The following is a 24,223-nucleotide window of genomic DNA, read 5'->3' on the forward strand; positions in this document are numbered from 1 at the left end:
GCTTCACCGACATCAATAGGGCTCCGTCCATCGAACCGAGCCCTATGAATCAGACATCTCACATCGTGAGAATCCTGAATGTCGATATCGCCTAGCCTAGGGCGGCGATGGCCTTGAGGGCGAAGGCGACGTCATCGGGCGTATTGCGGATGCTGGGCGTCAACCGCGCGTGGGAGACGCCGTAGGGCGCGGCCGAACCGATGATTCGCCATTGCCGCAGCCGCGAGACGACGCCCCGGGCCGACATGCCGGCGACGTCGAAGCTGACGATCCCGGCCGACATCGTCGGGCTGATCGGGGTCCGGACCCGCACGTGAGGCATCGCCGCCAGACCGCTCTTCAATTGACCGGCCAGATCCTGGGTGCGCTTGGCCACGTGCTCCTTGCCGATCGACTGGTGGAACTGGAAGGCGTCGGCCAGGGCCCAGACATGCTCGAAGGCCTTGAAGCCGCCTGGCGTCATGCGCGCGGCCGTGGCCGGCCCCGGATCGTAGCCCCCGATCCAGGCGGAGTAGGCGTTGGACGCCAGGAAGCTGGGGATCACCGGCGAAAGCTTCTGCAGGGCCTGGGGCGAGAAGAATACGACGCCGGTCCCGCGGGGACCGAACAGCCACTTGTGGCAGCCGGCGACCAGTACGTCGCAGCCGAGTTCGGGCAGGGTGGCGTTCTCGACGCCGAACCCGTGCACGCCATCGACGCAGAAGATGATCTGGTCGGCGGGCGGGCGGCCGGCGTTGATCGGCTTCAACGCGTCGGCGATGGCGCGGATCGGCAGCTTGAGACCGGTGGAAGAGTGCACCCAGGTCAGGGCGAGCACCCGGGTCGCCGGGGTGATCGCGCGGGTGATGCGCGAGACGATGTCGAGCGTCGAGGCCGTTTCGGCTCCGTCGTGCAGGGTGATCTTGCGGACGGAAAAGCCGTTGCGGAGAGACGAGAGGCGCAAGGATTCGTGGGTGACATAGTAGTCGTGGACGCTGGTGAGCACTTCCTGACCGTAGCGCAGCGTCAGGCTGCCGTAGAGCAGGCCGATCCCGGCGGTGGTGCTCTCGCACAGGGCGACGTGGTCCCTCGGCACGCCGAAGTAGGCGCCGGCGGCGGCGCGAGAGAGGTTCTGGCCGCGCTTGTTGTTTTGCTCGAGGTAGGTGATCGGATTTCGGTCGAGCGCCATTCGGTGGCGGGTGATCGCCTCGCGCACGGGCCGCGGATTGGCGGCGAACAGCATCGCCGAGAGGTCGACGTCGCTCCAGTCGAGGTCCCACTGCGCGCGCAGGCGGCCCCAGTCTGGGGGCGGGCGCGACCCCGGCTGCGGGGGAGCGGCCTGCGGCAGCGGCGGCTCATCGTCGAACTCGGCGGACGGAGCCTCGGTCGCGGGCGCGGCGGCCGGCGCCGGCGCGGGCGGCGGCGGGGTCTTGGGCTTGCGCGTGGGCCAGGCCGCGGCTTCGCTCGCGGCTCCGGCGACCGGGGCGGCGACGAGGCCGATGGCCAGCAAATGGCGGCGGTTCAGTTTCGGCGCTTCGCCGGCCTGTCGCATGCAGCCCTCCGGAACTCCTGAAAGGACAATGCGCAGCTTGTCGTGGGAGTTTCGGCCATCGGGTGAATCCCGCAAAGGCTCGGCTATTCGTGTCGGGGAGCCAATTCGAAGGCCAGGACGCGTGGATCTGCCAGCAGCGCCTGCGTGATCCTGTCGCTCTCCAGGGTCTTCCCGCGAAGCGTCGAAGCGAGTTCGACGCCCTGATCGGCGTCCAGAAGACGGTGCACGACGACGTCGGGCTTCATGCCGTAGGCGGCGAAGACGGCCAGGAATTCGGCCTCGGTGGGGGCCTGGGCGCGCGCGTAACGGATGACGACGTCAGCATGGTGCAACCGCGGCAAGCGGGTTCCCAGGAGCCGCAGTCCGGCCAGGACCAGCAGCGTGGCGACCGTGCCGGAGATCGCCAGGCCGTTCAGGCCGGCTCCATAGAGGAGGCCGAGGGCGCAGGTGATCCACAGCGACGCGGCGGTGGTCAGGCCGCGGATGGAAAAGCCCTCGCGGAAAATCACCCCCGCGCAGAGGAAGCCGATGCCGGTGAGCACTCCGTGCGCCATGCGCACCGGGTCGATGCGGATCACGTCGTGGGGCGTCTCGTGCATCCACTCGACCTGATAGACCGCGGCGAGCATCAGCAGAGTCGAGGCGAGGCAGACGAGAATATGCGTGCGGATGCCCGCCGCGCGGCCGCGGAACTCGCGCTCCCAGCCGATCAGACCGCCGGCTGCGATCGCCGCGAGGATGGGGATGACGTAGTCGTGCCGCCAGAAATCCATGACGTATGAACGCGCAAGCTCCGCTTAAGCTTCCGCAGTCGGCGGGCGCCGCAAAGTAGCCCATTTCTTCTTATGGAAGAGGGCCATAGGGCAGCGCTTCGGCGCATCAACGGGGCGAACATCGTGCGCAAAATCATTCTGACCTTGGCCGCCGCCGGCGCGGCGCTCGGGCTCGCAGCCTGCGGGCACAACGTCGAGCAGCGGGCCGCTACCGGGGCGGCCGCCGGACTTATCGTCGGCGGGCCCGTGGGCGCGGCCGTCGGGGCGGGCGTCGGCGTGGTGGTGAGCAAGGCCGCGGACAACTAGAGCCGTCCGCGGCGGAGAGGTTTGGCCTAGCCGAACTTCTCCATGTCCTCGTCGGAGATGTCGTAGTCGCCGTAGACGTTCTGGACGTCGTCGTCGTCGTCCAGGGCGTCGATCAGCTTGAGCAGGGTGGGGACCGACTCGGCGTCCACGTTGACGTAGTTTTTCGGCCGCCAGACGATCTTGCTGGACTTGGCTTCGCCGAGCACCGCTTCCAGCGCCGCTGCGACTTCGGCGAAGCCCTCGAAGGCGGTGTAGACTACGTGGCTCTCTTCGTCGGACTCGACGTCCTGAGCCCCGGCCTCGATGGCCGCTTCCATGACCTTGTCTTCCGAGCCGACGCTGGCCGGATAGGTCAGCTCGCCCAGGCGGTCGAACTGGAATGTCACCGAACCCGAGGCGCCGAGGTTGCCGCCGTTCTTCGAGAAGATCGAGCGGATGTTCGAGGCCGCCCTGTTGCGGTTGTCGGTCAGGCCTTCGACGATGATGTTGACGCCGCCCGGGCCGAAGCCTTCGTAGCGCACTTCCTCGTAGTTCTCGCCGTCGCCGCCGGCGCCTTTCTTGATCGCTCGCTCGATGTTGTCCTTGGGCATCGATTCGGCGCGCGCGTTGGTCACGGCCAAGCGCAGGCGGGGGTTCATGGCCGGGTCGGGCATGCCCGACTTGGCCGCGACGGTGATTTCACGCGACAGCTTGGAGAACAGCTTGGACCGGGCCGCGTCGGCGCGGCCTTTGCGGTGCATGATGTTCTTGAACTTGGAATGTCCGGCCATGTGTCTCTCTGAAAAGTCAGTGGGCGGCTTCTAACCTCAGAGGCGTTTGAACGCCAGCGGGGCCGGAACCTGCTTGCCGCACAGGGGTTAGGCCTGCGCAGACACCGGAGCCTAGCCGATGACCGACTACTTCGACGACGTGCTTGACGAAGAACCGACCGGATCCCTCGTGCGCTGGATGGACCGCCCGCCGATGCAGGTGGGGGCGGCGGCGCTGTCGGGCGCCGTGGCGGGAGCCTTCCTGCTCGGCGCCGTCGCGGCCTTGGGATTGGTCGTGCTGAGTCGACGGACGACTATTGAACCGCGACTTCGCAATCAATTCTCTCGACTGATCCACTAGCCAGCCGGAAGACGGCGTCCTGAGGCACGTCCTGCGCCCAGGTCTCGGCGCGAGACAGGCCGAGATAGGCGCCGCGGACGACGCGGCCCGAGCCGCCGTGGCTGACCACGATCACCTTGCGCTCGGGCTCCGGCGGCAGGCTGGCCAGCCAGTCGCCGACGCGAGTCTCGACGCTCTCGAAGCTCTCTCCGCCGGGCGCCGCAAACTGCCAGTCGCCGCGGCCGAAGGTGTCCGGGTGCTCGGCGGCGAGCTCGTCGCGCAGCCGTCCGTCCCACTGCCCGAACGACACCTCGATCACCCGGCGGTCGGTCTCGACGGGCAGGCCGAGGGCCTGGCCGATGAGGCCGGCGGTGTCCTGGGCGCGGCCGAGCGGGCTGGAAATGAGCCGCCAATCGTCAGGTTTTTCGATCAGCCCCTGCAGCAACCGGCCGATAGCCGCGCCTTGCGCGCGGCCTAGCGCCGTCAGCGGGGAGTCCAGATGGCCCTGCTGACGCCGCTCGGCGTTGAATACCGTTTGGCCGTGGCGGACCAGGTAGATCACGCGGCGACCGGAACGCAGGCAAGGCGTTCGACCTTGCCGCCCCAGAGGCGGAAGAGCGCGTCCTGGGGCGTGTCCTGTTCCATCGTCGCCTCGCGCGAGAGGCCCTGATAGGCGCCGCGCATCAGCACCCCGGCGATGCCGTGGCTGACGGCGATGATCTTGCGCTCAGGCTCCGGCGGCAGGTTGGCGAGCCAGGGGCGAACCCGGGCGTCTACGTCCTCGAACCGCTCGCCGTCCGGGCTGCCGAAAACCCATTCCCGGCTGGCGAAAGTCTCGGGGTGCTCGACCCGCAGGTCGGCGTACATCCGGTTCTCCCACGAACCGCATCCGACCTCGATCAGGGCCGGATCGATCTCTACCGGCAGGCGCAGCGTGCGCGAGACGATAGCGGCCGACTGGCGGGTGCGGCGCAGAGGGCTGGCGAGGATGCGCCAGCCCTCCAGGTCGCCGATCTGGTCGGCGAGCACGTTGGCCATGGCCTGGACCTGAGCCATGCCGAGCGAGGTCAGCTGGGAGTCGGTCTGGCCCTGGAGACGGCCGTCGCGGTTGTAGTCGGTCTGGCCGTGACGCAGCAGGTAGATCATTTTTTTCGACGCACGACCGGATGCGAGGAAGACAGTCCGCCGTCGACGACGATCGCCTGGCCGTTGACGTAGGAGCTTTCGTCCGAGGCCAGGAACAGGGCCGCGTTGGCGATCTCGATGGGGACGCCGCCGCGGGTCATCGGGTTGAGCTGGCCGATCTTGTCCTCGTTGCCGCGGGCGCGGGCGCCGTCGAAGATCGCCTGGGTCATGCCGGTCTCGATCAGGCCCGGGCAGATGGCGTTGACGCGCACGCCGGTGCCGTAGAACTCGTTGGCCGAGGTCTGGGCGAGGTTGATCACCCCGGCCTTCGAGGCCGAGTAGGGCGAGCCGCCGGCGCCCGAGCGGATGCCCGCCACCGAGGCGGTGCAGATGATCGAGCCCTTGCCGGTCGGGATCATCACCCGCGAGGCGTGCTTCACCAGCAGGAAGGCCCCGATCAGGTTGACCCGCAGGATCTCGGCCCAGAAGGCGCCGTCCTGCTCGTCGAAGCCGGTCCAGCCGCCGGAGATGCCGGCGTTGGCCCAGGCGACGTCGAGGCCCCCGAACTCGGCCACGGCCTTGGCCACCAGGCTCTCGACGAAGGCCTCGTCGCCGGCGTCGCCCGTCAGGGCGATGGCCTTGCCGCCGGCCTCGGTCACCAGGCGGGCGGTCTCGACCGCGCCGTCGGTCTTGTCGGCGATGACCAGGTTGGCGCCCTCGGCTGCGAACAGCAGCGAGGCGGCGCGGCCGATGCCTGAACCGGCGCCGGTGATGACGGCGGTCTTGCCGGAGAGACGTCCCATGGGGTGTTCCTTGTACTTGAAGATCAGGCGCGCGCGACGGCCGCGAGGATGGCGTCGATGAAGGTGTCGTGCAGGGCCGGCGGAAGATCGTGGCCCATACCCGGGATCACGCGCAGCTCGGCGCCGGGGATGGCCGCGGCGGTCGCCTCGCCGCCCGCCAGCCGCACCAGCGGGTCGTCGGCGCCATGCAGCACGACGGCCGGAATCTTGAGCTTCGAAAGCCGCTCGGTGCGGTCGCCGTCGCTGCGGATGGCGCCCATCTGGCGCGCCGAGCCGGTCGGATTGAAGGCGCGCGCATATTCGGCGGCGGCCCGTTCGCGAAGGGCGCCCGGCGGCCAGGGATAGCCGGGGCTGCCGATGGTCTCGCCATTGCGGACCGCGAAGTCGAGGAAGGCCTCGAAGTCCGCCTTGGGATCGGGCGGAGCGGTGTTGAGCACCGCGCCGGCTTCCGGCGTCGGGTCAAGGGTGCCGGGCGCTCCGGTGGCCGACATGATCGAGGTGATGGAGAGCACGCGGTCCGGATGATTGATCGCCAGCGCCTGGGTGATCATGCCGCCCATCGAGACGCCGGCCACATGCGCCTTGGCCACGCCCGCGGCGTCGAGCACCGCGACCGCGTCGGCGGCCATGTCGGAGAGGCTGTAGCTCTCGCCCGGCTTGAACCAGGTGGATAGACCTGTGTCGCGGTTGTCCATGCGGATGACGCGATAGCCGCGGGCGGCGAGTTTGCCGCAGAAGTCGGCCGGCCAGCGGGTCATCTGCGAGCCGAGGCCGTTGATCAGCAGGATCGTCGGGGCGGCTTCGTCGCCGAAGGATTCGTACTCAAGTTCGACCTGACCGTTCTTCGCGCGGGGCATGGGGGCTCCTTCAGAGGACGATGAAACCGAAAGTGTCATCCCGGCTGGAGCGAAGCGGAAGGCCGGGACCCATACGCTTCGATCTCTCAGGAGAGGCCCGTGCGAATGGGTCCCGGACAGGCGCTGCGCGCTTTCCGGGATGACGCCTTGTCGTTGGCGTTACGGCACCATCACCACGCGGCCGACCGCGGCGCGGCTCTCGATGTAGGCGTGGGCGCCGGCGGCGTCCGACAGCGGGAACACCTTGTCGATCAGCACTTCCAACTCGCCCTTGGCGGCGTCCTCGATCAGGCGCTGGATGTTGTCGTGAACCCGATCGGTGCCGATTTCGGCGCCCAGGAACACGCCCGACAGCGTGCGGTTGCCGCCCATCATCGAGCCGACGTCCGCGACCATCGGTTCACGGCCGGCGGCGCCGACCATCGAGACCCGGCCACGATAGGCCAGGGCGTTGATCGAGCCTTGCAGGGTGGGGCCGCCGACCGAGTCGACGATCACGTCCGCACCCTTGTTGTCGGTGAGGCGCATGACTTCCTTCACCACGTCCTCGCGGGCGTAGTTGATGCCGTGATCGAGGCCGAGGGGCTTCAGGCGTTCCAGGCGTTCGTCCGAAGACGCGGTGGCCAGGATCAGGCCCGCGCCGGCGCGCTTGGCCAGCTGGATGGCGGCGACGCCGACGCCGGACGCGCCGGCCTGGATCAGGACGGTCTCGCCGGCCTTCATGCGCCCGAACTCGAACAGGCAGTCATGGGCGGTGCCGAAGGTCACCGGAATGGCGGCGGCCTTTTGCATGTCGTAGCCGTCCGGCACGACCCAGCAATTGCGGGCGGGCACAGCGCGCAGGGCCGCGTGGCTGCCCCAGCTGTTCAGGGTGGCGACCTTCTGGCCGACCTTCAAATGGGTGACTTCGGAGCCGACCTCGATGATCTCGCCGGAGGCCTGGTATCCGACCACGTGCGGGGTGGTCATCAGTCTGCCGCCGAAGCGGCTCAGGACGTCGCCGCCTTCGATGGCGATGGCCTCGACCTTGATGATCACGCCTTTGGGGTGGCACTGCGGATCCGGGATTTCCTCGTACTTCAGGACCTCGGGACCGCCGGTTTCATAATAGACCGCCGCTTTCATGGATTTCCTCCTAATGACTTAAACAATTGTTTGAGGACGCTAGCCACGACCCAGGGGCGACGCAAGGGAAAGCGTGGCCGCCGGTCGGGCATCCGCGTCCTCACACGAGGCTGCGACGAGCACGTGGCGGTGCATCGCTTGCAGGGCTTGCCGGAACACCGTTCTCCTGTACCAGAACGGCACACCTTCGTTCGGACCGCGGCGTTAACCTAATGGCCCTGCTCGACAGTCAGGAAGTCGCGAACGATCCGCCGTCGCCCGACGCCGTGCGGCTGGTGATCGAGACCATGTACCAGGTGGCGGCCAATCCCGAGGCCTGGGAGCGGCTGATCGACGTGCTCGACGAAGACGGGCTGGGCCGCGATCCCGATCCCGAGATCCTGCGCGGCCTGGCCCTCAGCGAGGACATCGCCCGGCTGGCGAGCCGGCCCGACGAGGGGCCGACGACGACACGCCGCTCGGACATCGGTTGGCTGCTGCTGAACCCGCGCGGAAAGGTGATCGCCCACAATGGCGCCGTGCTGGCGGCGTTAGGCGGGGCGGTGTCGCGGTTGGAAATCGGACAGCCTGTCGTTTTCCGCGACCCCGACAACACCGAGGCGCTTGCAGCCGCATTGGCCCGAGCGCGCGCCCGCCAACGCGGCCAGATTATTCTGAAGCTGGAGCGCGGCGACGACGACGGGCCGGGCTTCGCCTATGTGCTCCCGGCCCGGTCGCTGCCGGGCCTTACCGATCTGCCGGCTCTGGCGGCCGAGGACGAGAGCTTTGCGGTGGTGTTCCCGGCCGCGGCCGAGGCGGGCCGGCTTTGGAGCTCGCTGTCGGAGAGCTTCGGCCTCACGCCGGCGGAGGTTCGGCTGGCGCGCAAGCTGCGCGACGGCCGCTCCTTGCAAGACGCCGCCGACGAGCTGTCTGTCAGCGTCAACACCGTGCGCAACCAGCTGCGGGCGATCTTCGACAAGATGGGTCTGAAGCGGCAGAGCGATTTGATCCGGGCCCTGACCGAGCTTTCGGCGCTGGCCGGGCTGATCGAGGCCGACGATCCGGTCCGCGCCCAGGAGGAGGCGATCGCCCAGGCGCCCCCGCTACGCTTCGTCAGCCTCGCCGACGGCCGACGGCTGGCCTATCGCGAATATGGCGACCCCGCCGGCCGGGCGGTGCTGACCTTCCACGAAGGGCTCGGCTCGAGCCTGCTGCCGCCGGAGACCGAGGCCTTGGCGCGGCGGCTGGGCTTGCGCATCGTCAGCGCCGAGCGGCCGGGCTTCGGGCAGTCCGATCCGCGGCCCGACTACAGCTTCGACGGCGTCGCCCATGACATGGTCGAACTGTGCGACCAACTCGGTCTGGAGCGATTGCAGATCGGCGCGGCGCTGTCGGGAACCCCGTCGGCGATCCAGACCGCCATCGCCCTGGGCGAGCGGGCGGAGCGGGTGCTGATCTATTCCGGCCGCCCGCCGCGCGGCGTGCCCGAGCCGACGCGCAATCCACTGACCATGATGCGCAGCCGCATCGAAGCCAATCCGTGGTTAATGGAGACCTTCCTGGCGGTGCTGCGGCTGCGGCTGTCGCCGGCGATGATGATCCGGGTGATGCAGCGTTCCAGCGCGCAGTCGCCCGGCGACCAGGCCTATCTGGCCGCGCACCCGGAAGCGGCGACCTACGTCGCGGCCTACATGACCGAGGCCCTTGCCCGTTCCAGTCGCGGGCCCGCGGACGAACTGCGGGCCTTCCGGCGGGGGCGCAACATGAGCGTAAGCGGGTTGAAGGCGCCGTTGATCGTCTGGCACGGCGAGCAGGACCGCCTGGCGCCGTTGCCGCAACTGCTGGCGTTCCTGGGCGAGCACGCCAGCGAAGTGCGTGTGCGGCCGGGCGTCGGCCACTTCATGATCTTGCGTTACTGGGACGATATCATGCGCGAACTCGCCGCCGTCCAGGCCTAGTGCATTTGGGTCATGCGCGCCCGGGCCGACACAGGGTTTGCTGCGCCTACAGCGGGTCAGGCTGCGCAGGCAACCCACTAGCAACAATTGAAGAACCGACAGCGACGGTCTGGCGCCGGCGTTGTCGAGGGCCCGCCATCAGGCTCCACCCAGCCTCGGCGGCGGGTCCGACCTTCGCCAGGGACTAACGTCCCGGACCCTGGCGTGACCACGGTCGACGACCGTGGACGGGAGCGAAGTCGTCAGGGTGTTTAGGCCCCCCGGCGCGCCCTGGTCGGCTTCGGGGGAGGTCGGCCAGCCTCCAAGGCGGCGGATACGGTCCGAAGAGGGCCGCGTCCGCCGTCTCCTCCCGCAGGCTCAGCCGTTGCGCTTCACGTAGGCGCGGATCGCGGCGATGACGCGGTCCTGATCGTCCTGCGTCAGGTAAGGGTGCATCGGCAGGCTCATGACCACCTTGGACTTGGCGTCGGTGACCGGCAGTCCGCCCGGGGCCGGATAGACCGAGTAGACATCCTGGCGGTGGATCGGGATCGGATAGTAGACGGCGGTCGGGATTTCCTGGCCCTTCAGATGGGCGATCAGACCGTCGCGGTCGTCGGTCTCGATGGTGTACTGGGCCCAGACGCTGACCCCCCCATCGATCACCTTCGGAACCTTGACCACGTCGCCTAGGCCGGCGGCGTAGCGGTCGGCGACGTGGTTCCGGGCGGCGATCTCGTCGGCGAAGATGGTCAGCTTCTGCAGCAGCACCGCGGCCTGGATGGTGTCCATGCGGCTGTTCATGCCGATGCGCAGGTTCAGGTATTTGGGGTCGTGGTCGAAGGTCTTGCCTTCGAGGTCGGACTTCACCGCCTGGCCGTGGACGCGCAGGCTGACCAGCAGGTCATGCAGGCGTTCGTCCTTGCACAGCACCGCCCCGCCGTCGCCGTAGCAGCCGAGCGGCTTGGCCGGGAAGAAGCTGGTGGTGGTGACATCGGCCCAGTGGATCGGATGCTGGCGGTTCAGGGTGCAGCCGAAGCCCTGGGCGCTGTCGGAGATCAGCTTCAGGCCGTGCTTCCTGGCCACCGCCGAGATGGCCGGATAGTCGGCCGGCTGGCCGAACAGATCGACCGCGATCACCACCTTGGGCATCAGCTTGCCTTCGGCCTTCACCGCCTCGATGGCGGCGTCCAGCGCGACGGGATCGAGGTTGTAGGTCCCGTCCAGGATGTCGACGAACACGGGCGAGGCGCCGACCAGGGGCATGACCTCGGCCGTGGCGGCGAACGTGAAAGACGGGCAGAACACCGCATCGCCGGGACCGACGCCCCATGCCATCAGCGGCAGCTGCAGCGCCTCGGTGCCCGAGCCGCAGGAGAGCACGTAGGGCGCGTCGCCGAAGGCGCCGAGCTTCTTCTCGAACTGCGCGATCTCCGGCCCCATGATGTAGGCCCCCGATCGCACGACCTTGAGGATCGCATCCTCGAGCGGCTGACCGAGGCGCGCGCGTTGAGCTTGCAGGTCGATGAAGGGGATCGGCATGGGCGAGATCTCGCGTAACGAAGCGGCGCGCTACATGGCACGCGTCGGGAGTCTAGGCCAAACACGCTTGTTTTCGGAACGTTTCGCCTGAAACGAAATGGCCCCGTGGCGTACCCCGACGCCGCCGGCAGCCGGCTGTTCGCCGAGAAGAGAAGGAGCTTGAGGACCGCCGGCGCTCAGGCGGCGATCCGTCCGTCCCGGCCCCTTTGCTCAGCGTCGGGTTGGGGCGCACGCAGGCTAGATCGCGAGGCCGAGCTCTCGGCGCAGATGGTCGCGGGTGGCCGCTTCGAAGGCTTCGGGCCAGGCGACGCCCAGGCGCTGCGCCAACGGCCGCGCTTCGGCGAGGAACAGGCGCGCGATCTCGCCCTGGGCCGCCGCCAGCGCCGCGCGCTCGGCGGCGGGGACGGGTAGAGCCTCGAGGGCGGCGCGTTGCGCGGGGTGCAGAAAGTCGTTCAGGCGCTTGGCGCCGCGGGCCGAACGGGGGACGCCGTTCGCCTCCAGCATCAGCTCGACCAGCATGCCACGTAGGAGTTCGACCCCCTGCTGGCCGACCAGCCATTCTTCGCGCCCGAGACAGGCAGGCGAAAGGCCGAGGACCCGCAGGAACTCGTGGGCGAGACGCGATATGCGGTCGGCGGCGTCTGAATCAGGGGCGGCGGGACGTGGCGGCGGCGCGGCGGTCTCGCCGAGCAGGCGGCGCAGACCCGCGCCGTCTTGGCCGGAGAACTCGGCCGGGGTCAGGAAGGCGAGGTCGAAGCGGCTCCAGCCGGGCGTGACGCCCGAGAAGATACGGCCGTGAACGAGGTGCGAGAACACCGTGGCGGGGAGGCCCAGCGCGCCGGCGGCGCAATCGCGCAGGCAGGCGGCGAGGTCGGGTCCGTCGACGACGACCGTGAGGTCGACATCGCTCCAGGCGTCGCCGGCGCCCTTGCCGAAGCTTCCCGAGAGCCAGGCCGAGCGGACACGGCCGTCGGCGGCGAGCGCGGCGAGGATCTGGTCGAGAAGCGTCTGCTGGTCTTCAGTCATGGCTGCGAGGCTGCGAGGCTGCGGCCGGGCGCGGGCGGCGGGAAACGATTTTACCACCGCCCGTCCGTGAGCATTGGGCTCAGATCTGGCGCGTGCGGCCTTCCCAATAGGGGGCGCGGACCTTGTTGCGCTGGATCTTGCCGGCTTCGGAGCGCGGCAGTTCCGTGACGAAGTCGAGGCTGCGCGGGACCTTGAAGGCCGGCAGGGCCTTGCGGCCGAAGTCCAGGATCTCCTGGGCCAGTTCCTCGGAGGGCTGGTAGCCCGGGTTCAGCAGGATCACCGCCTTGACCTGCTCGCCCCATTCGTCGTGCGGCACGCCGACCGTGGCGCTGTCGGCGACGGCGTCATGCTTGATGAGCTCATTGTCGACTTCCTGCGGGTAGATGTTCACGCCGCCGGAGATGATGGTCTCGGCGTTGCGGCCGGTGAGGAACAGGTAGTCGTCCTCGTCGAAGTAGCCGACGTCGCCCATGGTGAAGAAGTCGCCGACGCGGTTGGCGGCGGTCTTGCCCGGGTCCTTGTAGTACTGGAACCCGCCGCCGGGCGGCAGCTGGTGATAGATGCCGCCGGGCACGCCGGGCGGGCACTCGTTGCCTTCCTCGTCGAGGATCCGCACCTGCAGCAGGGCCGGACGCTTGCCGACGCTGCCCGGCTTCTTCAGCCATTCCTCGGACGAGATGGTGAAACCGGCGCCGCCTTCCGAGCCGGCGTAATACTCGCTGAGCACCGGGCCGAACCACTCGATCATGGCGTGCTTGACCTCGGGCGGGCAGGGGGCCGCGCCGTGAACGATGTATTTCACGTGGTCGACGGGATAGCGGGCCTTGACCTCGTCCGGCAGCGCCAGCAGGCGCTGGAACATGATCGGCACCAGGTGCAGGTGGGTGATCTTCTGTTCCGAGATGGTGCGCAGAACCAGTTCGGAGTCCCACTTGTCGATGAAGTGGAGCGGGGCGCCGGCGCCCATGGCCGCGCGAATGTCGAAGGCGAGCGGGGCGGCGTGATAGGCCGGGCCGGCGCAGAGTTGGACGGAATCGTCGTCGTAGCCGCGCATGCCGTACATCGCCTGCGGCGTGATGGTCGGGGCCTCGCGGAACACGCCCTTCGGACGGCCGGTGGTGCCCGAGGTGTACATCATCTGATTGCCGAGCACCGGATCGTCGATGTCCGAACCGTCCAGCGGGGCGAGCGCCTCGTCATAGCTCTGGAAGCCGGGGATATCGCCGCCGACCGCCAGCTTGAGGACCACGTTCGGGCACTGCTCGGCGGCCGGGCCGACCGACGCGACGCGCGCTTCGCCGACCAGCACCTTCGCTTCGCAGTCGTTGATGATGTAGGCGATCTCGTCGGTGGTCAGGTGCCAGTTGACCGGCGTGATGCGCAGGCCCGAGCGCAGGGTCGCAGCCTGGACCTCGATGAACTCGGCGCGGTTGGAGCAGACGATGGCCAGAGCGTCGCCGGCCTTCAGGCCGTGCTGACGGAAGAGGCGGGTCAGTTTGTTCGCCGCCGCGTTCACCTGGGCGAAGGTCCGCGAGCTGCCGTCGGGATTGACGACGGCGACCTTGTCCGGCTTCAGCCCAGCCCAGACGGCGGTGGTCATGCCGGTCGCCGCCGCCGCGTTCAGGGCGTCTTCCAGGCTCATGCGCTCTTTCAAATCTTCCATCAAATTCCTCCCGTCGCCGACGGCCGGTGAGGTCCGCGCAGCGATCTTTTCTATGATCCGAGACGGCGTTTCCCCGGCGGCCGCCACGCGAAATATGCGTTGCGGGATGGGCCGCTTCCGTTTCGGAAACCTACAATCACACGGCTCGACGCCGCCGACAACGGCGCGCGAAATCCGAACATGGATCGGATCAGCCGCGAGCGCTCGCCCAGCGCCAGGCGGCATAGCCCGCGGCGGCCGCGCACGCGGTGAGGAACGTGCCCCAGGCGATGTCCGCCAGCGTGATCTTCCACGACCAGACCTTCAGCGTCGCCTGGTTGGTGAGATCATAGGTCGCGTAGGCGACGAAGCCCAGCATCGCACCGTTCAGCGCGGCCCGCGACAGGCCCGCCCCTTCCCGCGCCGCCGGCAGCACGGCCAGGGCGACGACGCCGGCGATGTACACCAGATAGAAGACGATCGCGGCGGTCAGGTCGAAGCGCTCGGCGAGCACCGCGTCGAGGGCCGGGCGGTAGAGGCGCGGGCCGACCTGCGTCAGCCAGATCGCGTCTACGACCGCGAACGCGGCCCCGGCGGCGAGATAGGCGGAGAGGAGGGGGATCATGCCGGCGCCATCAGATAGTGGCTGACGCCCCACTCGGTCCCCGCGCGGTGGCCGAACAGGCCGGCGGTCGCCAGGAAGAACAGTCGCCAGCGTCGACTCCAGAGTACGGCGTCGTCGCCATAGGTCTGGACCAGCAGCGGACGGATGACCTCTCGCCTGCTGTCGTAGTTGGCCAGCCAATCGCGAGCGGTGCGGGCGTAATGCGTCCCGTTCCAACGCCAGTCGGCCTCCACCCGGAAGACGTCGGGAAACTGGCGGGCCAGGTCGTGGCTGGGCATGACCCCGCCGGTGAAGAAATGCCGGGCGATCCAGTCGGCCTCGTCGTCGACGTCGAATCGATAGGGCGTCGTGCGATGGGTGAAGACATGCAGGAACAGGCGGCCGTCCGGCTTCAGCCAGGTCCGCGCGCGGCCGAGCAGGGCGCGCCAGTTGGCCATGTGCTCGAACATCTCCACCGAGACGATGCGGTCGAAGTCCGTCTGCGGCGGGGAGAATTCGTTCATGTCGGCGGTGATCACCGACAGGTTGGTGAGGCCCCGTTCGGCGGCGCGGGCGCGGATGAAGGCGCCCTGACTGGCGGAGTTGGAGACAGCGACGATGCGCGCAGCGGGCAGGGCGCGGGCCATCCACAACGACAGCGACCCCCAGCCGCAGCCGAGTTCGAGGATCGTCTGGCCGTCCCGCAGCCCGGCGTGGGCTGCGGTCTCGGAGAGCGCCGCCTCCTCGGCCTGGGCCAGGGTGGTCACGCCGGGCGGATAGTAGCCGGACGAGTACTTGAGCTGCGGACCGAGCACGGCCTGGAAGAAGGCGGCAGGGAGTTCGTAGTGCTGGGCGTTGGCGGCCTGGACGTGCTCGGCGATGGGGCGGGCGGCCATCTCACGGGCGAAGTCGGCGGCGCTCTGCGCCGGACCGGCGGCAAGGTTGCGCCTAGCGCCGGCGACCAGCAGACCGATGGCCGCACGTCGTGCGGCATCGGGCAACGGGGCGCCTTCGAAGGCGTGGATCGTCGAAGCGAGCAGCCGCATGGGCGTCTCCGGTTGATTACGCACTTCAGGTAATACGACGCAGACCTGGTGTTGGATGTTGCGACCGCATCCGAGCGCGGCGGGCGGTCGCAAATTTCCGAACCGTCCGCCCGACGGCGCGAGCGTGGAGAGCACGGCGTGACTTGGGAGCCGCCATTGAAAGTCGCCGTAATCGGCTGGGACGTCGCGGACTGTCGGCCGCCCATCCGCTGAAGGGCATGGGCGTGATGTGGGCGATCCGCTGGGAAGCCTTGTGGTTGTGGGCGACGGGGGAACCGTTGCGCCGCCGGCCCGCGCCGCCGCCGCGACTCGTGACCGTCGGCGCGCACACCGACTGCTAGAAGCGGCCTTGTCACACAACCCGCAAAATCTGCGATAACGTCAAAACAAGTCTGGCGCGCAGCCGGCGTGCGCGTCAGAATGCTTCGCACACTTCAAGATGGAAACTTGCCATGAGCGAGTCACGCCCCTTCCAGCGGGGCGCGCGCAGCTCTGACTCCACCGTAGCGCGTGTGGACGTCAGCAAAATGCCGCGCGTGCTGCAACGGATCACCGCCCGGGCTCTGCATTATCCAGGCCGGATGGCGCTGGCGATCGGGTGCTCGCTAGGAGCGGCGGTCGCCAGCCTGACCCTGCCGCGGCTGTTCGGCCAGGGGGTCGATCAGGCCGGCGCGCTGCTCAAGGCCGGAGCGGCCCACGCCGGCGAGGCGCAGGGCGCGCTGGTCGCCACCGCGCTGTTGGTCATCACCGCGACCGTCATTCGCGGCGTGCTGACCATGATGACCGGCTATCAGGCGGAGTATGTCAGCCAGCGGGTCGGCTACGACCTGCGCCTTGAGTACTTCCAGCAGTTGCAGCGGCTGAGCTTCGGGTTCCACGATCGGATCCATTCGGGCGACCTGGTGACCCGCGGCATGCTCGATCTCGAGGGCGCGCGGGTGTTCATCCAGAACGGGGCGATGCAACTCGTCTCGCTGCTGCTGCTGCTCGGCTTCGCCTCCTACATGATGCTCACGACCGACCTGGTCATGGGGTTGATCGGCCTGGCGTTCGTGCCGATCGCCGGCTTTGCGCTGGGGCGGATGGGCTTCCTCCTGCGGGTCACCTGGCTGCGGGTGCAGGAACTGATGGCCGTGCTGACCCTGACCATGGAGGAGAACCTCCAGGGCATCCGCGTGGTCCGCGCCTTCGCCGGCAAGCGCTTTGAAATGGGCAAGTTCGACGCCGCCTCCAAGGACGCGCTCGAGTACTCCTACAAGCGCATCACCCTGCGCTTCCGGGCGGTCGCGGTGATGACCGTGTCGTTCTATGGCTCGATGGGCGTGCTGCTCTGGTACGGCGGCCACAAGGTGGTCGGCGGGGCGATGAGCATCGGCAAACTCACCGAGTTCCTGACCTACATGACGCTGTTGCAGACGCCGATCCGGCAGATCGCGATGATCTTCAACGCCGCGGCGCGGGCGACCTCGTCGGGAGCGCGGCTGTTCGAGGTGCTGGACCTGGAGCCGGAGATCGACGACGCGCCGGGGGCCAAGCCGCTGGCCCCGAGCGCCGGCACGTTGCGTTTCGAGCACGTCGACTTCGCGTTCGATCCGGCCGGCAAGCAGATCCTGCGCGACGTCTCATTCGAGGTGCGCGCCGGCCAGACGCTGGGGATCGTCGGCCCGCCGGGCAGCGGCAAGTCGACCATCGCCAACCTGATCCCGCGCTTCTACGACGTGACCGGCGGAGCGATCACGATCGACGGGCAGGACATCCGCGACATGACCCTGGCCAGCTTGCGCGAATACGTCGGGCTGGTTCAGCAGGAGTCGTTCCTGTTCGACGCCTCCATCGGCCATAACGTCGCTTACGCCGACCCCTGGGCCGACGACGCGCGGATCGAGGGCGCGGCGCGCACGGCCCAGATCCACGACCACATCGCCGGCCTGCCCGAGACCTACGAGACTCGGGTCGGCGAGCGCGGCGTGGCGCTGTCCGGCGGCCAGCGCCAGCGGCTGTCGATCGCGCGCGGCGTGGTGCCGGGCCCAGGCGTGATGATCTTGGACGACTCCACCGCCGCCATCGACGCGGTGACCGAGCGGCGGGTGCGCGACGCGCTGGCCGAGGCGACCGCAACGAAGGCGACGATCATCATCGCCCATCGGCTGTCCTCGCTGATGCACGCCGACCACATTGTCGTGCTGGACGACGGCCGCGTGGCCGAGCGCGGGACCCATGCCGAGCTGATCAAGGCCGGCGGCGTCTATGCCGAACTCTATGAGCTGCAGACGCGGTCCGACGCCGAGGCCGTGCTGGACGAGGACGCCGCATGAGCCAGGATCAGGTCAAGAAGCCCCGCGCCTCGCTCGGCTCGTCCGAGGGCGAGGACATCTTCGGGACCTTCGACGCCGGGGTGGCCAAGCGCTTCCTCGGCATGATGGTTCCGTATCGCCGCGCGTTCCTGGTCGCCGTCGTGGCCGTGCTGGTTTCGGCCGCCTCGGTGGTTGCCATCCCGGCGCTGATCGGGCGGGCCGTGAACGCCGCGGTGGCCCGCGACGGCCATCTGCTGGACCAGACCCTGATCGCGTTCGCGGCCCTGGTGGCGGTCTATTCGACGGCGTTCTTCATCGAACAGTGGCTGTCGGCGCGGCTGGCCCAGCGGGTGATCTTCGACATCCGCCGCAAGATGTTCGACCACTTCCAGGACGTCTCGCTGTCGTTCATGGACAAGACCCACGTCGGGCGGATCATGTCGCGGCTGCAGGGCGACGTGAACGCGCTGCAGGAGTTCCTGGAAAGCTCGACCGGCGCGGTCGGCGACGTCGCGATGCTGATCGGCATCGCCGCGGTGCTGATCAGCATGGACTGGAAGCTGGGGCTGCTGACCCTGACAGTGCTGCCGATCCTGATCGCCGTGCGGGCGGTGTGGCTGCCGTTCTCCAAGAGCAGTTTCCGCGAGGCGCGCGACGCCTCCTCGACCGCCAACTCGGCGCTGGCCGAGAACATCAACGGCGTGCGCACGGTGCAGGAGACTCGCCGCGAGGCCGTGAATTTCGACCTCTACAAGGACAAGGCCTACGACAACTTCGAGGCCCAGGCGCGGGCGTCCTGGATGACCCAGATCATGGTGCCGACGGTCGACGTGCTGACGGGCCTGGCCATGGCCATCGTCATCGTGGTCGGCGGCAACGCGGTGCTGGGCGGGCGGCTGGAAGTGGGGGTGATGGTCGCCTTCATCTTCTATGTGCAGCGGTTCTTCGACCCGGTCCGCATGCTGTCGATGCAGTACACGATCATGCAGCGGGCGATGGCTGCGGCGCACCGGATTTTCGAGGTGCTGGACGTCAAGGTGGCGATCCAGGATGCGCCGGACGCCCAGCCGCTGAGCGACGCGCCGGCCACGGTGGAATTCAAGAACGTCACCTTCGGCTACGACCCGGCGCGGCCGGTGCTGCACGACATCAGCCTGACGGTGAACCCGCGCGAGGTGGTGGCGCTGGTCGGGCCGACGGGCTCGGGCAAGACCTCGATCATCGCCCTGACCCACCGGTTCTACGAGGTCGACAAGGGGCAGGTGCTGGTCGGAGGCCAGGACGTGCGCGACGTAACCCTCGACAGCCTCGGCAAGACCATCGGCATGGTGCTGCAGGAGCCGTTCCTGTTCACCGGCACGATCGAGGAGAACATCCGCTACAACACCGAGCGGGCCAGTTTCGAGGATGTGGTCGCCGCGGCCAAGGCGGTGGCGGCGCACGACTTCATCATGAAGCTGCCGGACGGCTATCAGACCAAGCTGGGCCAGCGCGGGCGCAACATCTCGATGGGCCAGCGGCAGCTGATCTCGTTCGCCCGGGCGCTGGTCGCCGACCCGCAGATCCTGATCCTCGACGAGGCGACGGCCAACATCGACAGCTTCACGGAGCAGGCGATCCAGAAGGCGCTGAAGGTGCTGTTCGAGGGGCGGACCTGCATCGTCATCGCCCACCGGCTGGCGACCATCCGAGACGCCGACCGGATCATCGTGCTGCAACAGGGGCGCATCCTGGAGCAGGGAAGTCACGACGAGCTGATGGCGACGGGCGGGCTCTATTCGCACCTCTACACCTCGGCGCACGCCTCGTTCGACGATCAGGTGGTGGCGACGACCGGCGATGCGGAGTTCGCGACGCGGACGTGAGGCCGGCTTTGGCCGCGTGGCCGGCTGCTGTAGGTTCGGGCGCTCAAGTTTCAGGAGTTCCCATGATCCGCACCGCCGCGCTGTCGCTCGCCCTGTCGCTGCTCGCCACGAGCGCCCTGGCGCAGGACCCGATCGATCCGGCGCGGCTGTCGGAGGTGACCAAGGTGCTGGCCTCGGACGAGTTCCAGGGCCGCTCGCCGGGGACGCCCGGCGAGGCCAAGACCATCGACTACCTGGTCAAGGAGTTCAAAGCCCTGGGGCTGGAGCCGGCCGGGGACGCGGGCGCCTATACCCAGGACGTGCCGCTGCTACACACCAAGCTGAAGGACGGCGCCGTCTTCGCGCTCGACCTGAACGGCAAGCGCCGCGAACTGGCGCGCAACACCGACGTCACCGCCACCACCCTGCGGCCGGTCGATACGGTGGCGATCGACAAGGCCCAGCTGGTGTTCGTCGGCTATGGCGTGACCGCGCCCGAGCGCGGCTGGGACGACTTCAAGGGCGTCGATCTGAAGGGCAAGATCGCGGTCTTCCTGATCAACGATCCCGACTTCGAGGCCCCGGCGGACGCGGCGGTCGCCGGCATGTTCGGCGGCCAGGCGGCGACCTACTATGCGCGCTGGACCTACAAGTACGAGGAGGCCGCGCGGCGTGGGGCGGTCGGGGCGCTGATCATCCACGAGGCGCCGGGGGCGGGCTACGGCTGGTCGACGGTGATCGCCTCGAACGGCGAAGGCTTCGACATCGTCCGGGCCGATCCGGCCAAGGAGAAGGTGCTGCTGCAGGGCTGGCTGAGCGGGGCGGCCGGACGCGAGCTGCTGGCCGCCGCCGGACAGGACTTCGACGCCCTCAAGGCGAAGGCCCAGCGAGCCGACTTCCAGCCTGTGCCGCTGACCGGCGCGGCGTTCTCGGCCAGCTACGGCGTGACCCACGACCAGATCGTCAGCCGCAACGTGATCGGCAAGATCACCGGTTCGAAGCTGCCGAACGAGAGCGTGATGTTCGCCGCCCACTGGGACGCCTACGGCGTCGGCGCGCCGGACGCCCAGGGGCGCACGGTACGCCCGGGCGCGCTCGACGACGCCATCGGCGTGGCCGGGACCATGGAGATCGCCAGGGCCTTCAAGGCGGGTCCGCCGCCGGCCCGCACCCTGGTGTTCGCCGCCTGGACCGCCGAGGAGCGCGGCCTGCTCGGCTCGGAATACTATGGCGTGCATCCGACCGTGCCGCTGGAGACCATGGCCGCCAACCTGACCATGGACGTGCTGCAGCCCAACGGCCTGTCCAAGGACGTGGTGCTGATCGGGGCAGGGCAGAACGCGCTCGAGGACATGCTGGCCAAGGCGGCCGCCGCGCAGGGGCGGACGGTGACGCCGGACGCCCATCCGGAGCGGGCGCTGTTCTACCGCGCCGACCACTTCTCGCTGGCCCGCAAGGGCGTGCCGGTGCTGCTGCTGATGGGGCTGGGCGGCGGCGCGGACCTGGTCAACGGCGGCCGCGCGGCGGGCGACAAGTGGGTCACCGACTATACGGCCAGCGCCTATCACACGACCGGCGACGCTTGGTCGGCGGACTGGGACCTGTCGGGCGCGGCCCAGGACGTGGCGTTGTTCTACGAGATGGGCAAGCAGCTGGCCGCGGGCGGGACCTGGCCGAACTGGAAAGACGGCTCGGAGTTCAAGCCGCTGCGCGACGCCAGCGCCGCCAAGCGGCGCTAGATCGCGTCGTCCTTCGGCGCCCCGGCCCGGCGGTAGGCGGCGAGCAGCAGCAACAGGTCACGCTTGTTGAGGTGCAGCGCCTGGACCAGCTCCGGGCGCTGATAGACCTCGCCAGGAATGATCACGCGGCGGCCGTGCACCCTCTGGCAGTAGCCGAGATCGATGAGTCGCGAGACATAGCGGCGCGCGGTCTCGCGCGGGATGTTCAGCGAGCCGGCGATCGAGAGCACGCTGACCGGATGGCGCATGTCGTCCGGCGCGACGCCGGCTTCGAACTCCGAGAGGTGGCGCTCGGCGGCGACGTGGCTGACCGTCGCCTGGCCGATGGCCATGAACACAATGCCGAGCATCATGTCGCCCTCGAACACTTCGCTGGCGTTGGCCAGGGTGCGCAGGACAAAGGCCCCTGACAGCCGGGCGAAGAAGATGTCCGCCGGCTCCTCGGTCGGCTCAGGCGTCATGGGCGCCGCCGATCGGCCGCAACCGCACGTCCAGGCCGCTGGCGGCGAGCTCCATGCGGAACGGCTTGCTGAACGCCCAGGCCTCGGTCCCGCCGAACAGCACCCGGCGGAACGGCGGGTGGGCGAAGGGCGCGGCGGGCGCCGGCTCGGCGTACTCGCGCAGCAGCGCCTCGACGCCGGCCTTCAGGCGAAAGCCCTCCATGGTCGCGAGTCGGCCGCGCGCGAACTCGACCAACTCGTCGGTGGTCGCGGGCTCGCCCAGCGTGCGGATGCCGGTAACGATAATGATGAGAATCCGGGCCTTTTCAGCAGCACTGTGCGGCGTTCGGAAGCGATCGGTCGGGAAATTGATGATTGTCATTCGCAATTTCCCGGACGACGAATTGTAACGCCATGTAAAATCCAGATCAGATGGCGTCGGGTATACGACGCTAATGCCTCGTATCCTGACAATGAGTAGTCTATTTTCTTAAGTTCGATCATAACGCGCTCTGAAACATAAGCTGCACAACTAGGACCGATAGCCGCGCGGCGATAGCTAACAAGTCCTGAAGGTCGAGCGCGAAGGTCCCCATATTGGGGAGGCGAGGGGCCGAAAACGGCATCGGCCGCACCCTGGGGTGCGGCCGGCCGTGCAGATACAGCTTCTGGGCGCGTCGGGGGCGCTGGTCAGCCGGTCCAGCGCTTGAAGACCACGCTGGCGTTGACGCCGCCGAACCCGAAGCCGTTCGACAGCGCGTGCTCGAAGCTCGCCTGCCGCGCCTTGAGCGCTACCAGATCGAGGCCCGCGGCGTCCTCGTCGGGGTGTTCGAGGTTGAGGGTCGGCGGGATCACCTGGTCGCGCAGCGCCAGCACGGTGAAGATCGCCTCCAGCCCGCCGGCCGCGCCGAGCAGGTGGCCGGTCGCCGACTTTGTCGAGCTGATCGCCGGACCGTGGCCGGTTCCGAACACCGACTTGATGGCCGCCAACTCGCCTTTGTCGCCAACCGGAGTCGAGGTGGCGTGAGCGTTAAGGTGGCCGATGGCCGACGGCTCCAGGCCGGCCTGAGCCAGGGCCGCGCGCATGGCGCGGGCCGCGCCGTCGCCGTCCTCGGGGCCGGCGGTGAGGTGATAGGCGTCGGCGCTGGTGCCGTAGCCGACCAGTTCGGCGATCGGCTTGGCGCCGCGGGCCAGGGCGTGGTCGAGGGCTTCGATGACCATGATCCCGGCGCCTTCGCCCATCACGAAGCCGTCACGGGCGGAGTCGAACGGGCGCGAGGCCTTGGGCGGGTCGTCGTTGAAAGCCGTACCCAAGGCGCGGGCGGCGGCGAAGCCGCCGAGGCTGACGCGGTCGATGGTCGCCTCGGCCCCGCCGCAGAGCGCGATGTCGGCCTCTCCGGCGCGGATCATCCGGGCGGCGTCGCCGATGGCCTGGACGCCGGCGGCGCAGGCGGTGACGGGCGCGCCGATCGGGCCTTTGTAGCCGTGGCGGATCGACACCCAGCCGGCGGCGAGGTTGGCGAGGAACGAGGGCACGGTGAACGGCGATAGCCGCCGCACGCCGCGCTCGTCGGTGATGCGCACCGCCTCGGCGATGGCTGGGAAGCCGCCGATGCCGGTGCCGATCACGGTGGCGGTGCGATGTTTCTCGGCCTCGCTCTGTGGGGCCCAGCCGGACTGGGCGACCGCTTCGTCCGCCGCAGCGATGGCGAACTGGATGAAGCGGTCCATCTTCTTCTGGTCCTTGCCGGAGACCACCGCGTCGAGGTCGAAGCCGGCCTCGGGGTCCTCGGCGATGGACTGGACGTTCCCGGCCACCTGAGCCGGCACGTCGGGGGCGAGCTCGGCGGGCAGCCGGCGCAGGCCCGATTGTCCGCCGACCAGCCGCGCCCAGGCCTTCTCGGTTCCGGTTCCGAGCGGGGAGACCACGCCCTGTCCGGTCACGACGATTCTACGCATCTCACTCACCTTTCAGCTCTCTCGAGGGCCAAGGCCGCACGTTCCAAGCGCACCAGGGCCTGACGGGTTTCGTCGGCCTGGCCCTCCAGCAGCGCGGCCAGATCGGCCTGCGCCTGGCGCCAACTGGGGATGGTCGTTCTGATCAGGTCGGCGCCCGCTGGGGTGACCGCAAGGCGCCGGCCGCCGCGCCCGCGCCCGCCTTCGCCGGCGACGAGGCCGCGGGACTCCAGCAGCTTCAGGTTCCGCAGCAGGGCCGAGGGCTCGACACCGACCTCCTCGGCCATGGCCGCGACCGAGCCGTGCTCGCCGCGGGCGATGACGCCGAGCAGCACGTACTGGCTGATGTTGAGGCCGAACGGCTTGAGGCGCTGGTTGAACGCCCGGGTCACGGCGCGCGCGGCCTTGCGGCTGCGATGGCCGAAGCAGAACCACAGCATGTCGTCGGGCGGCTGCATTATCCGGCATATACAGGATTAATCGCGGCGACAAAAGCAGGCTCTGGTCTGGCGCCGGCCGCCCGGCTCGGAGATAACGATCCCAGGCTGGGGCGAACCGGCAAGGG

General features: G+C 68.8%; 23 protein-coding genes. 6 read left to right on the forward strand and 17 right to left on the reverse strand.

Features of this window, described 5'->3' with window-relative positions; genetic code table 11:
- Positions 1 to 91: 91 nt before the first annotated feature.
- Together GGQ61_RS10930 and GGQ61_RS10935 are read right to left on the reverse strand one after the other, a co-directional pair.
- The gene (locus GGQ61_RS10930; protein WP_183772518.1) at positions 92 to 1,531 is read right to left on the reverse strand and encodes an aminotransferase class V-fold PLP-dependent enzyme; all 1,440 of its coding nucleotides are present in this window, start codon (positions 1,529 to 1,531) and stop codon (positions 92 to 94) included.
- An 83-nt stretch (positions 1,532 to 1,614) separates the two neighbouring features.
- Positions 1,615 to 2,304, reverse strand: a complete 690-nt coding sequence (locus GGQ61_RS10935; protein ID WP_183772520.1) for an MgtC/SapB family protein — start codon at positions 2,302 to 2,304, stop codon at positions 1,615 to 1,617.
- 123 nt (positions 2,305 to 2,427) lie between these two features.
- On the opposite strand from GGQ61_RS10935, the gene GGQ61_RS10940 reads away from it, so the two are divergent.
- Positions 2,428 to 2,610 (forward strand): hypothetical protein, encoded by a 183-nt coding sequence (locus GGQ61_RS10940; protein ID WP_183772522.1) that lies wholly within the window; start codon positions 2,428 to 2,430, stop codon positions 2,608 to 2,610.
- A 26-nt stretch (positions 2,611 to 2,636) separates the two neighbouring features.
- Here GGQ61_RS10940 and GGQ61_RS10945 read toward each other — a convergent pair whose 3' ends face one another.
- A complete protein-coding gene (locus GGQ61_RS10945; RefSeq protein ID WP_183772524.1) occupies positions 2,637 to 3,380 on the reverse strand; it encodes a YebC/PmpR family DNA-binding transcriptional regulator in 744 nt (247 codons plus the stop codon).
- Between the two features lie 118 nt (positions 3,381 to 3,498).
- On the opposite strand from GGQ61_RS10945, the gene GGQ61_RS10950 reads away from it, so the two are divergent.
- The gene (locus GGQ61_RS10950) at positions 3,499 to 3,720 is read left to right on the forward strand and encodes a hypothetical protein (protein ID WP_183772526.1); all 222 of its coding nucleotides are present in this window, start codon (positions 3,499 to 3,501) and stop codon (positions 3,718 to 3,720) included.
- Here GGQ61_RS10950 and GGQ61_RS10955 read toward each other — a convergent pair.
- From GGQ61_RS10955 to GGQ61_RS10975, 5 genes are all read right to left on the reverse strand, one after another.
- Complete coding sequence (locus tag GGQ61_RS10955) at positions 3,674 to 4,261, reverse strand: histidine phosphatase family protein (RefSeq protein ID WP_183772528.1); 588 nt, start codon at positions 4,259 to 4,261, stop codon at positions 3,674 to 3,676. The genes GGQ61_RS10950 and GGQ61_RS10955 overlap by 47 nt on opposite strands.
- Positions 4,258 to 4,845 (reverse strand): histidine phosphatase family protein, encoded by a 588-nt coding sequence (locus GGQ61_RS10960; protein ID WP_183772530.1) that lies wholly within the window; start codon positions 4,843 to 4,845, stop codon positions 4,258 to 4,260. The genes GGQ61_RS10955 and GGQ61_RS10960 overlap by 4 nt, the downstream gene beginning before the upstream one ends.
- Positions 4,842 to 5,627: an SDR family NAD(P)-dependent oxidoreductase gene (locus tag GGQ61_RS10965; RefSeq protein WP_183772532.1), complete on the reverse strand. Its 786-nt coding sequence runs from the start codon at positions 5,625 to 5,627 to the stop codon at positions 4,842 to 4,844. Before GGQ61_RS10965 ends, GGQ61_RS10960 begins: the two co-directional genes overlap by 4 nt.
- A gap of 23 nt (positions 5,628 to 5,650) precedes the next feature.
- On the reverse strand, positions 5,651 to 6,484 hold the full coding sequence (locus GGQ61_RS10970) for an alpha/beta fold hydrolase (protein ID WP_183772534.1): 834 nt from the start codon (positions 6,482 to 6,484) through the stop codon (positions 5,651 to 5,653).
- A gap of 159 nt (positions 6,485 to 6,643) precedes the next feature.
- On the reverse strand, positions 6,644 to 7,609 hold the full coding sequence (locus tag GGQ61_RS10975; protein ID WP_183772536.1) for a quinone oxidoreductase family protein: 966 nt from the start codon (positions 7,607 to 7,609) through the stop codon (positions 6,644 to 6,646).
- Between the two features lie 212 nt (positions 7,610 to 7,821).
- Here GGQ61_RS10975 and GGQ61_RS10980 point away from each other — a divergent pair, with 212 nt between their 5' ends.
- Positions 7,822 to 9,546, forward strand: a complete 1,725-nt coding sequence (locus tag GGQ61_RS10980; RefSeq protein ID WP_183772538.1) for a bifunctional helix-turn-helix transcriptional regulator/alpha/beta hydrolase — start codon at positions 7,822 to 7,824, stop codon at positions 9,544 to 9,546.
- A gap of 357 nt (positions 9,547 to 9,903) precedes the next feature.
- Here the strand turns inward: GGQ61_RS10980 and GGQ61_RS10985 are convergent, their stop codons facing one another.
- The 5 genes from GGQ61_RS10985 to GGQ61_RS11005 form a co-directional block, all read right to left on the reverse strand.
- Positions 9,904 to 11,067 carry a DegT/DnrJ/EryC1/StrS family aminotransferase gene (locus GGQ61_RS10985; RefSeq protein ID WP_183772540.1) on the reverse strand — a complete coding sequence of 388 codons (1,164 nt, stop codon included), beginning with the start codon at positions 11,065 to 11,067 and terminating at the stop codon, positions 9,904 to 9,906.
- Positions 11,068 to 11,304: 237 nt separating this feature from the next.
- Positions 11,305 to 12,093 (reverse strand): nucleotidyltransferase domain-containing protein, encoded by a 789-nt coding sequence (locus GGQ61_RS10990; RefSeq protein WP_183772542.1) that lies wholly within the window; start codon positions 12,091 to 12,093, stop codon positions 11,305 to 11,307.
- Positions 12,094 to 12,172: 79 nt separating this feature from the next.
- The gene (locus GGQ61_RS10995) at positions 12,173 to 13,756 is read right to left on the reverse strand and encodes an AMP-binding protein (protein WP_246370789.1); all 1,584 of its coding nucleotides are present in this window, start codon (positions 13,754 to 13,756) and stop codon (positions 12,173 to 12,175) included.
- 190 nt (positions 13,757 to 13,946) lie between these two features.
- Positions 13,947 to 14,360, reverse strand: a complete 414-nt coding sequence (locus tag GGQ61_RS11000; protein WP_183772544.1) for a DUF2177 family protein — start codon at positions 14,358 to 14,360, stop codon at positions 13,947 to 13,949.
- Positions 14,357 to 15,385, reverse strand: a complete 1,029-nt coding sequence (locus GGQ61_RS11005) for an SAM-dependent methyltransferase (protein WP_183772546.1) — start codon at positions 15,383 to 15,385, stop codon at positions 14,357 to 14,359. Before GGQ61_RS11005 ends, GGQ61_RS11000 begins: the two co-directional genes overlap by 4 nt.
- Positions 15,386 to 15,837: 452 nt before the next feature.
- Between GGQ61_RS11005 and GGQ61_RS11010 the strand changes: the two genes are divergently transcribed.
- The 3 genes from GGQ61_RS11010 to GGQ61_RS11020 all read left to right on the forward strand — a co-directional run bounded on the left by GGQ61_RS11010 (position 15,838) and on the right by GGQ61_RS11020 (position 21,262).
- A complete protein-coding gene (locus GGQ61_RS11010; RefSeq protein WP_183772548.1) occupies positions 15,838 to 17,700 on the forward strand; it encodes an ABC transporter ATP-binding protein in 1,863 nt (620 codons plus the stop codon).
- A complete protein-coding gene (locus GGQ61_RS11015; RefSeq protein ID WP_183772550.1) occupies positions 17,697 to 19,544 on the forward strand; it encodes an ABC transporter ATP-binding protein in 1,848 nt (615 codons plus the stop codon). The genes GGQ61_RS11010 and GGQ61_RS11015 overlap by 4 nt, the downstream gene beginning before the upstream one ends.
- A 62-nt stretch (positions 19,545 to 19,606) precedes the next feature.
- Complete coding sequence (locus tag GGQ61_RS11020; RefSeq protein ID WP_183772552.1) at positions 19,607 to 21,262, forward strand: M28 family metallopeptidase; 1,656 nt, start codon at positions 19,607 to 19,609, stop codon at positions 21,260 to 21,262.
- On the opposite strand, the gene GGQ61_RS11025 is transcribed toward GGQ61_RS11020, so the two are convergent.
- The 4 genes from GGQ61_RS11025 to GGQ61_RS11040 form a co-directional block, all read right to left on the reverse strand.
- Positions 21,259 to 21,723, reverse strand: a complete 465-nt coding sequence (locus tag GGQ61_RS11025; RefSeq protein ID WP_183772554.1) for a hypothetical protein — start codon at positions 21,721 to 21,723, stop codon at positions 21,259 to 21,261. The two genes, GGQ61_RS11020 and GGQ61_RS11025, sit on opposite strands and share 4 nt — an antisense overlap.
- Positions 21,713 to 22,084 carry a hypothetical protein gene (locus tag GGQ61_RS11030; RefSeq protein ID WP_183772556.1) on the reverse strand — a complete coding sequence of 124 codons (372 nt, stop codon included), beginning with the start codon at positions 22,082 to 22,084 and terminating at the stop codon, positions 21,713 to 21,715. The genes GGQ61_RS11025 and GGQ61_RS11030 overlap by 11 nt, the downstream gene beginning before the upstream one ends.
- A 308-nt stretch (positions 22,085 to 22,392) precedes the next feature.
- Positions 22,393 to 23,661 (reverse strand): beta-ketoacyl-ACP synthase II, encoded by a 1,269-nt coding sequence (gene fabF, locus GGQ61_RS11035; protein ID WP_183772558.1) that lies wholly within the window; start codon positions 23,659 to 23,661, stop codon positions 22,393 to 22,395.
- A gap of 5 nt (positions 23,662 to 23,666) precedes the next feature.
- Positions 23,667 to 24,116, reverse strand: a complete 450-nt coding sequence (locus tag GGQ61_RS11040; RefSeq protein WP_183772560.1) for a MarR family winged helix-turn-helix transcriptional regulator — start codon at positions 24,114 to 24,116, stop codon at positions 23,667 to 23,669.
- Positions 24,117 to 24,223 lie beyond the last annotated feature (107 nt).

The sequence above is a fragment of the Phenylobacterium haematophilum genome, assembly GCF_014196295.1.
In the GTDB taxonomy this organism is placed as follows: Bacteria; Pseudomonadota; Alphaproteobacteria; order Caulobacterales; family Caulobacteraceae; genus Phenylobacterium; species Phenylobacterium haematophilum.

Bases quoted from the DNA above. Each gene is read 5' to 3' on its own strand.
- GGQ61_RS10930 (WP_183772518.1), bottom strand. From the start codon at position 1,531: ATGCGACAGGCCGGCGAAGCGCCGAAACTGAACCGCCGCCATTTGCTG.
- GGQ61_RS10935 (WP_183772520.1), bottom strand. From the start codon at position 2,304: ATGGATTTCTGGCGGCACGACTACGTCATCCCCATCCTCGCGGCGATC.
- GGQ61_RS10945 (WP_183772524.1), bottom strand. From the start codon at position 3,380: ATGGCCGGACATTCCAAGTTCAAGAACATCATGCACCGCAAAGGCCGC.
- GGQ61_RS10950 (WP_183772526.1), top strand. From the start codon at position 3,499: ATGACCGACTACTTCGACGACGTGCTTGACGAAGAACCGACCGGATCC.
- GGQ61_RS10960 (WP_183772530.1), bottom strand. From the start codon at position 4,845: ATGATCTACCTGCTGCGTCACGGCCAGACCGACTACAACCGCGACGGC.
- GGQ61_RS10965 (WP_183772532.1), bottom strand. From the start codon at position 5,627: ATGGGACGTCTCTCCGGCAAGACCGCCGTCATCACCGGCGCCGGTTCA.
- GGQ61_RS10970 (WP_183772534.1), bottom strand. From the start codon at position 6,484: ATGCCCCGCGCGAAGAACGGTCAGGTCGAACTTGAGTACGAATCCTTC.
- GGQ61_RS10975 (WP_183772536.1), bottom strand. From the start codon at position 7,609: ATGAAAGCGGCGGTCTATTATGAAACCGGCGGTCCCGAGGTCCTGAAG.
- GGQ61_RS10980 (WP_183772538.1), top strand. From the start codon at position 7,822: ATGGCCCTGCTCGACAGTCAGGAAGTCGCGAACGATCCGCCGTCGCCC.
- GGQ61_RS10985 (WP_183772540.1), bottom strand. From the start codon at position 11,067: ATGCCGATCCCCTTCATCGACCTGCAAGCTCAACGCGCGCGCCTCGGT.
- GGQ61_RS10990 (WP_183772542.1), bottom strand. From the start codon at position 12,093: ATGACTGAAGACCAGCAGACGCTTCTCGACCAGATCCTCGCCGCGCTC.
- GGQ61_RS10995 (WP_246370789.1), bottom strand. From the start codon at position 13,756: ATGGAAGATTTGAAAGAGCGCATGAGCCTGGAAGACGCCCTGAACGCG.
- GGQ61_RS11000 (WP_183772544.1), bottom strand. From the start codon at position 14,360: ATGATCCCCCTCCTCTCCGCCTATCTCGCCGCCGGGGCCGCGTTCGCG.
- GGQ61_RS11005 (WP_183772546.1), bottom strand. From the start codon at position 15,385: ATGCGGCTGCTCGCTTCGACGATCCACGCCTTCGAAGGCGCCCCGTTG.
- GGQ61_RS11010 (WP_183772548.1), top strand. From the start codon at position 15,838: ATGAGCGAGTCACGCCCCTTCCAGCGGGGCGCGCGCAGCTCTGACTCC.
- GGQ61_RS11015 (WP_183772550.1), top strand. From the start codon at position 17,697: ATGAGCCAGGATCAGGTCAAGAAGCCCCGCGCCTCGCTCGGCTCGTCC.
- GGQ61_RS11020 (WP_183772552.1), top strand. From the start codon at position 19,607: ATGATCCGCACCGCCGCGCTGTCGCTCGCCCTGTCGCTGCTCGCCACG.
- GGQ61_RS11025 (WP_183772554.1), bottom strand. From the start codon at position 21,723: ATGACGCCTGAGCCGACCGAGGAGCCGGCGGACATCTTCTTCGCCCGG.
- GGQ61_RS11030 (WP_183772556.1), bottom strand. From the start codon at position 22,084: ATGACAATCATCAATTTCCCGACCGATCGCTTCCGAACGCCGCACAGT.
- fabF (WP_183772558.1), bottom strand. From the start codon at position 23,661: ATGCGTAGAATCGTCGTGACCGGACAGGGCGTGGTCTCCCCGCTCGGA.
- GGQ61_RS11040 (WP_183772560.1), bottom strand. From the start codon at position 24,116: ATGCAGCCGCCCGACGACATGCTGTGGTTCTGCTTCGGCCATCGCAGC.